General features: G+C 72.9%; 11 protein-coding genes. 6 read left to right on the top strand and 5 right to left on the bottom strand.

What is annotated here, in order from left to right; translation table 11 throughout:
• Window positions 1-63: 63 nt before the first annotated feature.
• From RWE79_RS34590 to RWE79_RS34570, 5 genes are all read left to right on the top strand, one after another.
• Complete coding sequence (locus tag RWE79_RS34590; RefSeq protein WP_475944028.1) at window positions 64-2109, top strand: bifunctional aldolase/short-chain dehydrogenase; 2046 nt, start codon at window positions 64-66, stop codon at window positions 2107-2109.
• A gap of 272 nt (window positions 2110-2381) precedes the next feature.
• Window positions 2382-3785, top strand: a complete 1404-nt coding sequence (locus tag RWE79_RS34585) for a rhamnulokinase (protein ID WP_475946291.1) — start codon at window positions 2382-2384, stop codon at window positions 3783-3785.
• Complete coding sequence (locus RWE79_RS34580) at window positions 3764-4534, top strand: (Fe-S)-binding protein (RefSeq protein WP_475944027.1); 771 nt, start codon at window positions 3764-3766, stop codon at window positions 4532-4534. The genes RWE79_RS34585 and RWE79_RS34580 overlap by 22 nt, the downstream gene beginning before the upstream one ends.
• Window positions 4531-6006, top strand: coding sequence for a lactate utilization protein B (locus RWE79_RS34575; protein WP_475944026.1), 1476 nt, complete (start codon window positions 4531-4533; stop codon window positions 6004-6006). The genes RWE79_RS34580 and RWE79_RS34575 overlap by 4 nt, the downstream gene beginning before the upstream one ends.
• A complete protein-coding gene (locus tag RWE79_RS34570) occupies window positions 6003-6692 on the top strand; it encodes a LutC/YkgG family protein (protein WP_475944025.1) in 690 nt (229 codons plus the stop codon). The genes RWE79_RS34575 and RWE79_RS34570 overlap by 4 nt, the downstream gene beginning before the upstream one ends.
• On the opposite strand, the gene RWE79_RS34565 is transcribed toward RWE79_RS34570, so the two are convergent.
• The 3 genes from RWE79_RS34565 to RWE79_RS34555 form a co-directional block, all read right to left on the bottom strand.
• Window positions 6674-8335: a bifunctional 3'-5' exonuclease/DNA polymerase gene (locus RWE79_RS34565; protein ID WP_475944024.1), complete on the bottom strand. Its 1662-nt coding sequence runs from the start codon at window positions 8333-8335 to the stop codon at window positions 6674-6676. The genes RWE79_RS34570 and RWE79_RS34565 overlap by 19 nt on opposite strands.
• Before the next feature lie 9 nt (window positions 8336-8344).
• Window positions 8345-8797 (bottom strand): DoxX family protein, encoded by a 453-nt coding sequence (locus RWE79_RS34560; protein ID WP_475944023.1) that lies wholly within the window; start codon window positions 8795-8797, stop codon window positions 8345-8347.
• An 84-nt stretch (window positions 8798-8881) separates the two neighbouring features.
• Window positions 8882-10621, bottom strand: a complete 1740-nt coding sequence (locus tag RWE79_RS34555; protein WP_475946289.1) for an ABC transporter ATP-binding protein — start codon at window positions 10619-10621, stop codon at window positions 8882-8884.
• Between the two features lie 219 nt (window positions 10622-10840).
• On the opposite strand from RWE79_RS34555, the gene RWE79_RS34550 reads away from it, so the two are divergent.
• Window positions 10841-11299 (top strand): MarR family transcriptional regulator, encoded by a 459-nt coding sequence (locus RWE79_RS34550; protein WP_475944022.1) that lies wholly within the window; start codon window positions 10841-10843, stop codon window positions 11297-11299.
• A 47-nt stretch (window positions 11300-11346) separates the two neighbouring features.
• Here RWE79_RS34550 and RWE79_RS34545 read toward each other — a convergent pair whose 3' ends face one another.
• Both RWE79_RS34545 and RWE79_RS34540 read right to left on the bottom strand, forming a co-directional pair.
• Window positions 11347-13062, bottom strand: coding sequence for a carbohydrate-binding module family 20 domain-containing protein (locus tag RWE79_RS34545; protein WP_475944021.1), 1716 nt, complete (start codon window positions 13060-13062; stop codon window positions 11347-11349).
• Between the two features lie 197 nt (window positions 13063-13259).
• Window positions 13260-14876, bottom strand: coding sequence for a peptide-N4-asparagine amidase (locus RWE79_RS34540; protein WP_475944020.1), 1617 nt, complete (start codon window positions 14874-14876; stop codon window positions 13260-13262).
• Window positions 14877-14912: the final 36 nt, after the last annotated feature.

The following is a 14912-nucleotide window of genomic DNA, read 5'->3' as shown; positions in this document are numbered from 1 at the left end:
CCAGGCACGCGACACCGGCCGGCCTCTCCCCCGTACCGCATTGACCCGCAAAGGACCCGCACGATGACCGCACAGCCGCACCCCGAGGCCACCGCGCTGATTGAGCGCTCGCACCGGCTCGGGGCCGATCCCCGCAACACCAACTACGCGGGCGGTAACACCTCCGCCAAGGGCTCGGCCACCGACCCGGTCACCGGGCAGGAGACCGAGCTGATGTGGGTCAAGGGCTCGGGGGGCGACCTCGGGACGCTGACCGAGGGCGGCCTGGCCGTGCTGCGCCTGGACCGGCTGCGCGCCCTCAAGGGCGTGTACCCGGGGGTCGAGCGCGAGGACGAGATGGTCGCCGCCTTCGACTTCTGTCTGCACGGCAAGGGCGGTGCGGCGCCGTCCATCGACACCGCGATGCACGGCCTGGTCGAGGCGGCCCACGTCGACCACCTCCACCCCGACTCCGGTATCGCGCTGGCCTGCGCCGCCGACGGCGAGGCGCTCACCGAGGAGTGCTTCGGCGACCAGGTCGTCTGGGTGCCGTGGCGCCGTCCCGGCTTCCAGCTCGGCCTGGACATCGCCGCCGTAAAGGCGGCCAACCCGCAGGCGATCGGCTGCGTCCTCGGCGGCCACGGCATCACCGCGTGGGGCTCCACCTCGCAGGAGTGCGAGGCGAACTCGCTGCACATGATCCGTACCGCCGAGGCCTTCCTCGAACAGCGGGGCAAGGCCGAGCCCTTCGGGCCCGCACTGCCCGGTTACGAGGCGCTGCCCCCCGCGGACCGCCGGGCCCGGGCCGCCGCCCTGGCGCCCGTGCTGCGCGCCATCGCCTCGGCCGACCGTCCCCAGGTGGGCCACTTCACCGACGCCGAGGCCGTACTGGACTTCCTGGCCCGCGCCGAGCACCCCCGGCTGGCGGCACTGGGCACCTCCTGCCCGGACCACTTCCTGCGCACCAAGGTCCGCCCGCTCGTCCTCGACCTGCCGGCCGGCGTCCCGCTGGACCAGGCCGTGGCGCGGCTGAGGGAGCTGCACGCCGAGTACCGCGACGAGTACCGCGCCTACTACGAGCGGCACGCCACCGCCGACTCCCCCGCGCTGCGCGGCGCGGACCCCGCGATCATCCTGGTCCCGGGCGTCGGGATGTTCAGCTACGGCAAGGACAAGCAGACCGCGCGGGTCGCGGGCGAGTTCTACGTCAACGCGATCAACGTCATGCGCGGCGCCGAGGCGGTCTCCACGTACAAGCCGATCGAGGAGTCCGAGAAGTTCCGCATCGAGTACTGGGAGCTGGAGGAGGCCAAGCTGCGGCGGATGCCCGCGCCCAAGCCGCTCGCCACCCGGATCGCACTGGTGACGGGCGCCGGTTCCGGCATCGGCAAGGCCATCGCCCACCGGCTGGTCGCCGAGGGCGCCGTGGTGGTCGTCGCCGACCTCAACGGCGAGAACGCGGCGGCGGTGGCCGAGGAGCTGGGCGGCCCCGACAAGGCGGTCGCGGTGACCGTCGACGTGACGAGCGAGGAGCAGATCGCCGCCGCCTTCGACGCGGCGCTGCTCGCCTTCGGCGGCGTCGACCTGGTGGTCAACAACGCCGGTATCTCCGTCTCCAAGCCGCTCCTGGAGACCACGGCCAAGGACTGGGACCTCCAGCACGACATCATGGCGCGCGGCTCCTTCCTCGTCTCGCGCGAGGCGGCCCGGGTCATGATCCAGCAGGAACTGGGCGGCGACATCGTCTACATCGCCTCCAAGAACGCCGTCTTCGCCGGCCCCAACAACATCGCGTACTCCGCCACCAAGGCCGACCAGGCCCACCAGGTGCGGCTGCTGGCCGCCGAGCTCGGCGAGCACGGCATCCGGGTCAACGGCATCAACCCCGACGGTGTGGTGCGCGGCTCCGGCATCTTCGCCGGCGGCTGGGGCGCGAAGCGGGCGGCCGTCTACGGGGTCCAGGAGGACAAGCTCGGCGAGTACTACGCGCAGCGGACCCTGCTCAAGCGCGAGGTGCTGCCCGAGCATGTCGCCAACGCGGTCTTCGCCCTCACCGGCGGTGAACTGACGCACACCACTGGGCTGCACATCCCGGTGGACGCGGGCGTCGCGGCGGCGTTCCTGCGCTGAGAGCCCGCGTCCGAACCCCCGCCGATCCCGGCCGGGGCCGTTCGACACCCGCCCGGCGGGCCCGACTCCGGTCGCGCCAGGGTCCGCCGGACGGGAACTCCCGTCACCGCGCCCGCCCGTCGTCCGCCCCCGCCCGTCGTCCGCCCCCGACCCGCCCCCGACCAGCCCCCGACCAGCCCCCGACAGAGGTACTTCCCGTGACACCCACCCCGTCATCCGCCTCCCCCGCCGCGTTCGCGGCGGTGGACCTGGGCGCGTCCAGCGGACGCGTCATGGTCGGCCGCGCAGGACCGGGCGTACTGGACCTCCAGGAGGTCCACCGCTTCCCCAACCGCCCCGTGCGGACCGGCGGCACCCTGCACTGGGACGTGCTGGCGCTCTACCAGGGCGTCCTGGACGGACTGCGCGCCGCAGGACCGGTGACCTCGGTGGGCATCGACACCTGGGCGGTGGACTACGGCCTGCTGGCGGCCGACGGAACGCTGCTGGGCAACCCCGTGCACTACCGCGACACGCGCACCGACGGCGTCCCGGAGAAGGTGTGGCAGACCGTTCCGCAGGCCGAGCTGTACGCCGCGACGGGTCTGCAGTACGCGCCGTTCAACACCCTCTACCAGCTGGTCGCCGCCCGGGGGACGCCGCAGTCGGCGGCCGCCCGGCAGCTGCTGCTGATACCGGACCTGATCTCGTACTGGCTGACCGGCACGGCGGGCACCGAGCTGACCAACGCCTCCACCACCCAGCTGATCGACCCGCGCACCGGGGACTGGGCGCACGGCCTGGCGCGGCGCCTCGGCATCGACCTGTCGCTCTTCCCGCCGCTGCGCAGACCGGGCGATCCGGCCGGCGAACTGCGGCCGGAGGTGCTGGCCGAGACCGGGCTCAAGGGTCCGGTACCGGTGGTGACGGTGGGCTCCCACGACACCGCGTCTGCGGTGGCGGGGGTGCCCGCGCGCAGCGAGCGGTTCGCGTACATCTGCACCGGGACGTGGTCGCTGGCAGGTCTGGAGCTGGACGCGCCGGTGCTGGGCGAGGAGTCGCGGGCGGCCAACTTCACCAACGAGCTGGGGGTGGACGGCACCATCCGCTACCTGCGCAACATCATGGGCCTGTGGCTGCTGCAGGAGTGCCTGCGGCACTGGGCGGCCGAAGGGGTGACCCACGACCTGCCCGAGCTGCTGGGCCGGGCCGCCGGGGCGGCACCGCTGCGCTCGGTGGTGGACGCGGCCGACCCGGGATTCCTGGCTCCGGGCGGGATGCCGGAGCGGATCGCGCGGGCGTGCCAGCGCGGCGGCCGGCCAGTCCCCCGCGACGCGGCCGAGACCGTGCGCTGCATCCTGGACTCGCTGGCGCTCGCGCACCGGCGGGCCATCGAGGACGCGCGGCGGCTGTCCGGCCGCGAGGTGGACGTGATCCACATCGTCGGTGGCGGCGCGCACAACGAGCTGCTCTGCCAACTGACCGCGGACGCGTGCGGACTGCCGGTGGTGGCCGGACCGGCGGAGGCGGCGGCGCTCGGCAACGTCCTGGTACAGGCCCGCGCCGCCGGTGTGATCGGCGGCGGACTCGCAGACCTCCGATCTCTGCTGCACCGCACCCAGCCGCTGCGGCAGTATGAACCCTCAGGTGACAGCACTGCATGGGAGGAGGCGGCATGCGCGTTGCGCTCTTCGTGACCTGCGTGAACGACACGCTCTACCCGGACACCGGGCGGGCGGTCGTGACCCTGCTGGAGCGGCTCGGCGTGGAGGTGGACTTCCCCGCCGCGCAGACCTGCTGCGGCCAGGCCCAGTTCAACACCGGCTACCGCCACGAGACCGAGCCCCTGGTGCGCCGCTACGCCCGCGCCTTCGAGGGCTACGACCACATCGTCACGCCCTCCGGGTCCTGTGCCGCGATGGTCCGTGACAACTATCCGCGGATCGGGGCCAAGGCGGCCGCCGAGGGCCGCGGGGACGAACTGGCGCGGATCGCCGACTCCGTCGTGCCCAGGACGTACGAGCTCACCGAGTTCCTGGTGGACGTCCTGGGGGTGACCGACGTGGGCGCGTACTTCCCGCACCCCGTCACCTATCATCCGACCTGCCACGGCCTGCGCATGCTCGGGCTGGGCCGCCGTCCGCAGGAGCTGCTGAGCCACGTCAAGGGGCTGGAGCTGCGCGAGCTGCCCGGCGCCGACGAGTGCTGCGGCTTCGGCGGCACCTTCGCCGTCAAGAACGCGGCCGTGTCGGCGGCGATGGGCGCGGACAAGGCCCGGCACATCGGCGAGACCGGCGCGGCGGCGGTCTGCACGGTCGACAACTCGTGTCTGATGCACATCGGCGGCACCCTGGCCCGGCTCGGATCGCAGACCCGTCCGGTCCATCTCGCCGAGATCCTCGCCTCCACCGAGGAGCATCCCTACGCTCTGGGAGACCTCCGATGAGCGGTACGTATCTGGGCATGCCGGCCTTCCCCGAGGCGGCGTCGGCGTCCACCCGCGACACACAGCTGCGCGCCAACCTGACGCACGCCACCCACACCATCCGTGACAAGCGCGCCAAGGCGGTCGCCGAACTCGCCGACTGGCCGGAACTGCGCGCGGCGGGCGCCGCGGTCAAGGACCGTACGCTGCGCCATCTCGACCACTACCTGGAGCAGGTCGAGGCCGCCGTGGTGGCGGCCGGCGGCCATGTCCACTGGGCGGCGGACGCCGAGGAGGCCAACCGGATCGTGATCGACCTGGTCCGGATGACCGGCGAGACCGAGGTCGTGAAGGTCAAGTCGATGGCCACCCAGGAGATCGGTCTCAACGAGGCGCTCGGCGAGGCCGGGATCCGCGCCTACGAGACGGACCTGGCCGAGCTGATCGTGCAGCTCGGCGACGATCTGCCCTCGCACATCCTGGTCCCGGCGATCCACCGCAACCGCTCCGAGATCCGCGACATCTTCCGCGCGGAGATGGGCAACTGGGGCCGCCCGGCCCCCGAGGGCCTCACCGACCGTCCGGCCGACCTCGCCGAGGCGGCCCGGCTGCATCTGCGGGAGAAGTTCCTGCGGGCCAAGGTCGGCATCTCCGGGGCCAACTTCATGGTCGCCGAGACCGGCACCCTGGTCGTGGTGGAGTCGGAGGGCAACGGCCGGATGTGCCTGACGCTGCCCGAGACACTGATCTCGGTCGTGGGCATCGAGAAGGTGGTGCCGACCTGGCAGGACCTGGAGATCTACCTCCAGCTGCTGCCCCGCTCCTCCACCGCCGAGCGGATGAACCCGTACACCTCGACCTGGACCGGCACCACCGACGAGGACGGCCCGCAGGCCTTCCATCTCGTCCTGATCGACAACGGCCGCACCGACACCCTGGCCGACACCGTGGGCCGCCAGGCGCTGCGCTGCATCCGCTGTTCGGCCTGCCTGAACGTCTGCCCGGTCTACGAGCGGGCCGGCGGCCACGCGTACGGGTCCCCGTATCCCGGCCCGATCGGGGCGATCCTCACCCCGCAGCTGCGCGGTACGCAGAGCGAGCTGGACGCCTCACTGCCGTACGCGTCCTCGCTGTGCGGCGCCTGCTACGAGGTGTGCCCGGTGGCCATCGACATTCCCGAGGTCCTGGTCCATCTGCGCGAACGCGTCGTCCAGGGCGGCGAGGTGACCTTGCGCGGCACCCGGACCACGATCAGGCCCGCGAAGGGCCACGCCGCCGAGCGGGCCGCCATGCGGGCCGCCCGCTGGGCGCTGGACCATCCCGCCGCGCTGCGCGGCGGGCAGCGGCTCGCCGCGCGCACCCGCCGGCTGCACCCCCGGCACCGGCTGCCCGGCCCGGGCAGGGCATGGACCGAAACCCGCGACATCCCCGCGGTGCCGGCCGAGTCGTTCCGCGACTGGTGGCGGCGCACGCGCGGCGAGGAGACCAAGTGAGCACCCGTGAGCAGGTCATGGGCCGGATCCGGCGCGCGCTGGCCGACGTACCGCGCGGGGAGTCCCCGCAGGATGTGCCGGTGCCCCGCGACTATCTGCGGGCGCACGGGCGGCTGTCGCCGGAGCGGACCGCCGACCTGCTCGCGGAGAACCTCGCCGACTACCGGGCGATCGTCCACCGGACGACGCCGGCCGGGCTCCCCGGCCTGCTCACGGAGCTGCTGACGGCGCACGGCAGCCGGCGGGTCGTCGTACCGCCGGGCCTGCCCGCGCGGTGGCTGAGCCCGTGGGCGGAGCAGGCGGCACGGACGCCGGGCGCGGAACTCGTCCAGGACACCGCCGCACTGACCCATCACGACCTGGACTCCGTGGACAGCGTGGTCACCGGCTGCGCGGTCGCCATCGCCGAGACCGGCACCATCGTCCTGGACGCCTCCCGCGACCAGGGCCGCCGGCGCATCACGCTCGTGCCCGACCACCACATCTGCGTCGTCCAGGTGCCCGGTCAGGTCGTCGCCTCGGTGCCGGAGGGGCTGGAACGACTGGACCCGGCCCGGCCGTTGACCTGGATCTCCGGGCCCTCGGCCACCAGTGACATCGAGCTCGACCGGGTCGAGGGAGTGCACGGGCCCCGCACCCTGGAAGTCGTCCTGGTGGGCGAGTCGTCCTACTTGGCGTCCGCGTAGCACCGCACGGTGTTGGTCTGAAGCGGAAGGAGCACGGGGGTCGGGCCGAAGACCAGGTGACGCGCCTCGTCCGCGGAGGCGGCGACGGCGGCCTCGACGGCGGGGGCCCGGTCCTCGGGGGTGTCGACGATGATCTCGTCGTGCAGGAAGAACACCAGGCGCGGCCCGTCGGCGCCGCCCTCCAGCGCGGTGAGACGGCGGCGCAGCGAGGCCATCATGGCGAGTGCCCACTCGGCGGCGCTGGCCTGGATGACGAAGTTGCGGGTGAAGCGGCCCCAGGCGCGGGCGTCGCCGTCGCTCATGTCCTGCCGGTCGGCGGACGGCGGCGGGGAGGTGCGGCCCAGGCGGGAGCGGACCACGCCGCCGGCCTCGCCGGTGCGGGCGGCCGACTCCACCAGCCGCATGGCGTCCGGGAACCGCCGGCGCAGCACGTCCAGCAACGGCCGCACCTCGCCGCTGGTCTGCCCGTACATCGCGCCCAGCAGGCCGAGTTTGGCGCGCTGGCGGTCACCGTCGAACGCGGTGCGGGCCAGGGCCTCGTACAGGTCGCCCTCGGCGGCGGCCCGGGCCAGGCCCTCGTCCTGGGACATCGCGGCCAGCACCCGCGGCTCCAGCTGCGCGGCGTCCGCGACCACCAGCCGCCGTCCCGGATCGGCGACCACGGCGGCCCGCAGCAGCCGGGGGATCTGCAGTGCCCCGCCGCCGCGGGTGGCCCAGCGCCCGGACACCACGCCGCCGACCACGTACTCGGGGCGGAACCTTCCCGCCGGGGCCCACTGCTCGCGCCACGCCCAGCCGTGGGCGGAGTGGATCCGGGACAGCTCCTTGTAGCGCAGCAGCAGGGCGGCCGCCGGGTGCTCCACGTCACGCAGCACATGGGAGCGGGTCGAGGTGATCCGGACGCCCACCCGGGCGAAGGCCGGCAGCAGCTGGGCGGGCGAGTCGGGGTTGACGGGCCGTCCCAGAGCCTCCTGGAGCTGCCCGGCGAGCTCACCGAGCAGCTTGGGCCGGGCCCCGCCGGAGGGGCGCGGTCCCAGCAGGCCGGTCAGCAGTTCGTCATGGACGGCCGCGCTCCAGGGCAGTCCGTCGTACGCCATCTCGGCCGCGGCCAGGGCGCCGGCGGACTCGGCCGCGCACAGCAGCCGCATCCGGTCGGGGTACTCGCCCAGCGCGATCCGGCGCTGCTGGTCGGCGTGGACGGCGACCACCGCCTCCAGCGGGTCGGTGCCCGGCGGCAGCCGGTGCCGGTCGGCGGCGAAGAGCACCGGCTGGTCGTCGGCGGCGCTGTCCGCCGCGTCGTCCGGCACGGGGAGTCCGCGCAGCCTGGCCCAGGCGGCACCCAGGGCGCGCGGCTGCCCGGACCGCTCCTCGGCACCGAGCAGCAGCGCCTCGACGAGTCTGAGGTCGTGGCAGCGGGCGGGCCTGGCCGGCAGCCGCTCCAGCAGCCCGGGGTAGAGCTCCTCGGTCGAGGCCCACACCCAGCGCGGCCGGCGGTGGCTCTCGTACGACGCGACGGCCGCCGCCAGGTCCGTCACCCGCTCGGCGGCGCCGGTGGGTGTCCCGTCCTCCGCCAGGCCCTGGAACCGGCCGCCGGACCCGAGCGGGTCGGCGGCGACGGCGATACGGGGCGCGGCAAGGGTCATACGGGCAGGCTATCCGCGAGCACTGACAGTGCCCCGGATCCCGTGGGGCCGGCCGAGCCCGTGGGGGCCGTCGGGGGCCGGGCGGCTCCAGCGGTCGGCGTCCCGGGCGACCTTCAGCGCCCACAGCACCAGCGGCACCTGGAGCGGCAGCCGCCCGTAGGCGACCGCCCGGTACGGGGCCGGGCGGTCCCGCCAGTCACGGGCCATCTGGACGTTCGCCGGGAAGACGGCGGTGAACAGGCCGGCCGCGAGCAGTCCGCCGGTGCGCCGGGTGCGCGGCAGGGCCAGTCCGGCCGCGACGGCCAGTTCGGCGGCGCCGCTGACGTGGGTCCAGGTGCGGGCGCTGCCCGGCAGGGCACGGGGAACGATCCGGTCGAAGAACCCGGGGGCCACGAAGTGCGCCGTGCCGGCCGTCGCGAGCAGTCCGGCGAGGAGTCGGGCGGAGCGCTGTCTCGCGGCCATGGAGTACCTCCGGGTGGGGTGGGTGGGACCGGGTCGGGTCCGGCTCGGGTCGGGCCCGGGGGCGGGCCCGGGTCCGGGTCCGGCTCACGCTACCGGCGAGTAGGGGTCGAGGCGGGCGTCCCGGCGGATCAGGGTCGCGTAGCGGCCGTCCTGGGCCAGCAGCTCGTCGTGGGTACCGCGTTCGGCGATGCGGCCGTGGTCCAGGACGACGATCTCGTCGGCGTCGCGGACGGTGGAGAGCCGGTGGGCGATGGTGATCGTCGTACGGCCCGCCGAGAGGGCGTCGATGGCGTCCTGGACGGCCTGTTCGGTCCGCGTGTCCAGGGCGCTGGTGGCCTCGTCGAGGATGAGTACCGGCGGGTCGCGCAGGATCGTGCGGGCGATGGCCAGGCGCTGCTTCTCGCCGCCGGAGAACCTGTAGCCGCGTTCGCCGACGAGGGTGTCGTAGCCGTCGGGGAGGGAGGTGATGTGGTCGTGGATCTGGGCGGCGCGGGCGGCGGCGGTGATCTCCTCGTCGGTCGCGTCGGGCTTGGCGAAGCGGAGGTTGTCGGCGACGGAGGCGTGGAAGAGGTACGTCTCCTGCGCGACGACGCCGACGGTCGCGGCGAGCGTGTCGAAGGCGAGGTCGCGCACGTCGTTGCCGTCGATGGTGACCCGGCCGCCGGTGACGTCGTAGAGGCGGGGCACCAGGTAGCTCAGGGTGCTCTTGCCGGATCCGGTGGCGCCGACGACGGCGAGGCTGCCGCCGGCGGGCACGGTGAGGTCGATGGCGTCCAGGGTGCGGGCGCCGGCGGCCGGGTCGTACGCGAAGGAGACGTTCTCGAAGCGCACGTCGCCGCGGGCGCGTTCCAGCCGTACCGGGTCGGGGCGCTCGGTGATGTCGACGGGCAGGTCGAGGTACTCGAAGATGCGCTGGAAGAGCGCGAGCGAGGTCTGCACCTGCACACCGGTGGACAGCAGACTGACGGTCGGCCGGAACAGGCCCTGCTGGAGGGAGACGAAGGCGACCAGGGTGCCCAGGGAGACGGCGGACCCGGCGATGCCGGCGGCCCAGTAGATGACGGCGGGCATGGCGGCCATGACGACGCCGATGGTGGACATCCGCCAGCGGCCGGCCATGTTGGAGCGGACTTCGAGGTCGACCAGCCGCTCGGACTGCTCGGCGAACGACCTGGTCAGGGAGTCGGCCCGGCCCATGGTGCGGCCCAGCAGGATGCCGCTGACCGACAGCGACTCGGTGACGACGGCGGACATCGCGGCCATCTGCTTCTGCCGCTGGGTGGTGATCCGCTTGCGTTCGGTGCCGACCCGGCGGCTGATCCAGACGAAGACCGGGAGCAGCAGCAGGGAGACGACGGTGAGCCGCCAGTCGAGGGCGAGCATCGCGACGACCGACGCGACGACCGAGGTCAGGTTGGAGACCAGGGAGGTGGCGGTGGAGGTGACGGTGGCCTGCATGCCGCCGATGTCGTTGGCGATGCGGGACTGCACCTCGCCGGTGCGCGTGCGGGTGAAGAAGGCCAGCGACATGCGCTGGAGCCGCTCGTAGACGGCGGTGCGCAGGTCGTGCATGACGCGCTGGCCGACGGTGGTGGAGATGAGGGTCTGCAGGACGCCGAAGACGCCGTTGAGGACAGCGGTGGCGATCATGCCGAGGGCGAGCAGACTGAGCAGTCCGGTGCGGCCCTGCGGTATCGCGGTGTCCAGGATCGCGCGCAGCAGGAACGGCGAGGCGATCGAGACCAGGGAGGCGGCGGCGACCAGCAGGCCGACGACGGCGAGCCGGGCACGGTAGGGGTGGAAGAGGCGCAGGACGCGGCGCACATCGGTGGGCCGGTCGGGGTCCTTGGGCGGTGGCGTCCACCGTGAGGTGCGACGCGAGGTGTCATCGGGGTGCAAAGGCTCCTCCGGAGCGGGATGGGGTGGGACGGAAGGCAGGTCTGCCTGTCACCCGGACCGGGCAGGTCCGGGCCGGGCAGTGATTGAGAGTATAGGTGATTGTTACCTAGACTCACAATGAACCAGGTCCTGTACTATCGGACCATGGATTCCCGCAGCGCCGCCGCCGAAGCCGACGAGACCACCGGCCGCCTCGCCGACCAGCTGCTGCGGCTGACCCGCCGGCTCCACCGTGCCCAGCGGCACCACCTAGAACCCCTGGGCATCACCCCGGCCCAGGCCCGGCTGCTGCGCACCGTCGCACACAGCGAGGAGCCGCCCCGGATGGCCGATCTGGCCCGGCGGCTGGATGTCGTCCCCCGCGCCGTCACCACCCTGGCCGACGCTCTGGAGGCGCACGCCCTGGTACGGCGGATCCCCGATCCCGCCAGCCGCCGGGTGGTCCGCATCGAGCTGACCGACGACGGCCGCGCCACCCTGCAACGACTGCGGCGGGCCCGCCGCGCCGCCGCCGAGGAACTGCTCGCCCCACTGGAGACGGCCCAGCGCGAGGCCCTGACGGCACTGCTGGCCGTCCTGGACACCGCACCGGGCCGCTGCTAGCGGCGGACCCGGTGACCCGACGCGGTCACCGGGTTGCCCCGCGCGGCTCAGCCGCGCCAGGTGTCGCCGAGGGTCACCGCGCCGCTGGAGGGGACGGTCGCGGTGCGGTTGGAGCCGGTCTCCCAGGTGACGTTCCCGTTGCTGTCCTTCTTGATGTACTTGTACTCGAACGCGGTGCCGGCGCTCATCGGGACGTCCAGCTTCCACACCGGGTAGGCCGCGGACGAGAGCAGCAGCGCGTTGCCCGTGTCCCAGTCGCCCAGCGCGGAGTTGTTGCCGGTCACGTAGACGCTGGTGCCGCTCACGGTCGTGGCGTTCACGGCGAACGAGGCCCCTGACACCGTCGTACCCGAGCCGCTGCCGCTTCCGGTACCGGCACAGGTGGCACCGGCGTAGAGCGCGACGGCGTCGTTGGCCGCGATGGTCGCGGTGAAGGTACCGCCGAAGCCGACGGTGTAGTTGGTGCCGCTGTGCTGGACGTCGCAGTAGGTGCCGGCCGGCAGCGAGGTGGTGAAGGTCTGGGTCAGCGAGCCGCTCTCGTGGTTGATGGCGACGAAGCCCTTGCTGCCGCGGCCGAAGGCGATGGCGTTGTTGCCGTTGGACCACCAGTTGGTGACCGCGGTGCCCGAGACGGCGTTGCGGAAACCGACCATGCCGGCGATCTGCGGCCAGGCGTGCTGGCACTTCCAGCCGTCGCTGTAGCAGGCGTTGACGGTGCCGCCGTTGGGCGGGCCCGAGTCGTTGTCGGAGAACTCGTACCCGGAGTAGACGTCGGGCGAGCCGTAGGGCCAGGCCAGCATGTAGATGTTGGCCAGCGTGTAGGTCGCGCCGTACTTGTAGTTCAGGGTCGAGCCGTTGCGCTCGGTGTCCCAGTTGTCCACGAAGGTGCGGGTGCTGCCGCCGGACAGATAGCCCGCGCCCCACGAGGCGCCCCAGTTGCTGAGGTAGGACAGCTTCTCGCTGCTGAAGATCCGCTTGAGGTCGTACGCGCCCTGGAAGCCGTCCACGTCGCCGGTGCCGGTGTACTCGCCCGGCTGGACCGCCTCGCCGGAACCGTGGATGACCTCCTGCGCCCAGAAGACCGACGGGTCGGACAGCTTGGCCTTGATGGCGGACAGGTCGCTCGCGGCGATGTGCTTGGCGCCGTCGATCCGGAAGCCGTCGGCGCCGAGCGAGATGAGGTTGTCGAGGTAGGCGGCGATGGTGGAACGGACGTAGTCGCTGCCGGTGTTGAGGTCGGCGAGCCCGACCAGCTCGCAGTTCTGGACGTTGTCGCGGCTGGTGTAGTCGGAGATGCTGGTGCGGCAGGAGTGGAAGTCCTGGTCCTGGTAGTACCCCGGGTAGTTGTACTTGGTGTAGCTGGTGCCCCCGGTCCCGGTACCGGAGCCCGCGGTCATGTGGTTGACGACGGCGTCGGCGATGACCTTGACGCCGGCCGCGTGACAGGTGCTCACCATGCTCGCGAAGGCGGTGCTGTCCCCGAGCCGGCCGGCGATCCTGTAACTGACCGGCTGGTACGAGGTCCACCACTGCGAGCCCTGGATGTGCTCCTGCGGCGGGGAGACCTCGACGTATCCGTAGCCGGCCGGGCCGAGGGTGTCGGTGCAGGCCTTGGCGACCGAGGCGAACTTCCACTCGAAGAGGGTGGCGGTGACGTCCTTGCTGCCGGGCGGGGCTGCCACGGCCTGCTGCTGCGACAGGGCGACGAGGCCGGTCGCGGCGAGCAGCCCGGCGAGCGCCCCGCGAAGTGCACGGGATCTCATGGGTGCGGCTCCTTCGGTGAATCGGGCACACAGGTGCCCTGAAGACAGCCACACGCCAGGCCGCCCTGAGGGGGGACGGAGCCCCCGCCCGTGGGAGCTCCGAGCAGGAGACTGGTCCTCGGGCGAGGGCACGTCAAGACGTGAGTGGAAATGTTTTCAACTACTTGCGGAAACCTTGCGTTAACCGGCAGGGTGGCTCAGCAGCGCAGCCGATCCTCCGTCAGCACCCCCTGGACGGTGGCGATGACATGGTCGTAGCAACCGCCCGCCCCGGTGAGCCGGTAGCGCTCGGACGAGGTGCCGACCGCGTGCCGCTGGTCGCGCGGCACCCCCAGGGTCCAGGTGGCGTCGCCGCTGAAGGTGTCGTCGAGCCGGGAGCGCACGGCGCCGGTGGTGCGGGCGTGGTCGCCGAGCGTGATGACGGTGCGCAGGCGGTCGTCGGTGCCGATCGTGACCGATCCGTCCATGGTGTAGGCGCGCCGGGTCCGGGTGGTGACGCCGTCGACGGTGCGGGTCTGGTCGTCGGTCCAGCGGGCGGTGAGGGCGTCGGCGGTCTCGTCCGCGTTCCAGATGTGGGTGGAGGCCGCCGTCACGGCGCGGCGGACGGTGGTGGTGACGCGGCCGTGCGAGGTGTTGACATAGCCCGAGACGGTGAGCGCGTGACCGCCCGTGGCGTCCAGGGTGCGCGGCCCGGCGTCCGGGTCGTACGCGGTGGTGGCGGACGGGGCGCTCTCCCGGTGGACGGTGAGGCGGCCGGTGACCTGGCTGCTGTGCTCGTCCTGCCAGACCAGGATGTTGGTGGGCACGCTCCAGCCGCTCTGCCCCTCGGGCACCCCGGCCACCGAGACCTCGACCCGGTGCGGGCGGCCGTCGTCGAGCAGTCCGGCGAAGGGCGTCAGGTCGTACTCGACCGGCTGCACGTCGAAGGCGCGCGGGCCGGGGACGACGTACCAGAGGAAGGGGTTGGACCAGCCGCCGGTCCACACATGCGGGAAGGGCGCGGCGATTCCGGCCAGTTGGCCGTCGACGGTGACCCGCACCTCACGGTTGGGGCCGTCGGCGCCCGCCTGACAGGAGTACGGCACGTCGGAGGGGACGGCGAGATACCAGGACTCCTCGCAGCCGCCGCCCGATCCGGTGGCGTACACCTCGGCGACGACGCGCTCGCTGTTGCGGGGCGTGGTGAGGGTGGCGGAGTCGAGCGGAATGACCTTGTCGGGGACGTCGGCGGACTCGGCGGCGGAGCCGGTGACCGCGGAGTTGGTGACCGCGCTCTTTTTCGCGGCGGCGTAGAAGGTCAGCGTCACCTTGACGGCGATGACGCCGGTGTAGGTGTCGTCGACGACATTGCCGATGAGCATCTCGACGGGCTGCTCGGCGCGCAGGGTGGAGGCGTAGCGCGTGACGTCCTTCTCGGCGGACCAGGAGATCCCGTCCGGCGAAGGCTCGGGGGTGGAGGTACGCAGGATCTCGACGCCGCCGATGTGGAGGTAGCCCAGGCGGTCGTACTGGCGGCCCGCGACGCTGCCGTTCAGGCGCAGGACGACCTTGCTCCAGCGGGTGCCGCACCCGGCGGGCGGGGTGTAGGTGCCGGTGTAGGGGGTGAAGTCCCGGAACCGCGTGTCGGCGACGGTCACCGTGCAGGACCGGGTGCCGGGGGTGGCGACGGGCGGGGCGGCGGTGACCGGATCGTGCCAGTCGGAGCCGAACTCGGCCGGGGGTGTCTGCGCGGTGGCGGCGGGCGCGGCGAGGACGGTGAGAAGGGTGAGCCCGAGCAGCGCGGCGAGCATGGACATGACCTGTCGACATCTCATGTGACAGGAGTGAAGCGTGAGTTGGCCGGCCGCCGC

The sequence above is a fragment of the Streptomyces sp. RLA131 genome (assembly GCF_056270125.1).
This window is presented reverse-complemented; position numbering and strand designations above follow the sequence as displayed.

What these genes read in the sequence shown, in the direction of transcription:
- RWE79_RS34590 (WP_475944028.1), top strand. Translation starts at nt 64, where the DNA reads ATGACCGCACAGCCGCACCCCGAGGCCACCGCGCTGATTGAGCGCTCG.
- RWE79_RS34585 (WP_475946291.1), top strand. Translation starts at nt 2,382, where the DNA reads ATGGTCGGCCGCGCAGGACCGGGCGTACTGGACCTCCAGGAGGTCCAC.
- RWE79_RS34580 (WP_475944027.1), top strand. Translation starts at nt 3,764, where the DNA reads ATGCGCGTTGCGCTCTTCGTGACCTGCGTGAACGACACGCTCTACCCG.
- RWE79_RS34575 (WP_475944026.1), top strand. Translation starts at nt 4,531, where the DNA reads ATGAGCGGTACGTATCTGGGCATGCCGGCCTTCCCCGAGGCGGCGTCG.
- RWE79_RS34565 (WP_475944024.1), bottom strand. Translation starts at nt 8,335, where the DNA reads ATGACCCTTGCCGCGCCCCGTATCGCCGTCGCCGCCGACCCGCTCGGG.
- RWE79_RS34560 (WP_475944023.1), bottom strand. Translation starts at nt 8,797, where the DNA reads ATGGCCGCGAGACAGCGCTCCGCCCGACTCCTCGCCGGACTGCTCGCG.
- RWE79_RS34550 (WP_475944022.1), top strand. Translation starts at nt 10,841, where the DNA reads ATGGATTCCCGCAGCGCCGCCGCCGAAGCCGACGAGACCACCGGCCGC.
- RWE79_RS34545 (WP_475944021.1), bottom strand. Translation starts at nt 13,062, where the DNA reads ATGAGATCCCGTGCACTTCGCGGGGCGCTCGCCGGGCTGCTCGCCGCG.
- RWE79_RS34540 (WP_475944020.1), bottom strand. Translation starts at nt 14,876, where the DNA reads ATGAGATGTCGACAGGTCATGTCCATGCTCGCCGCGCTGCTCGGGCTC.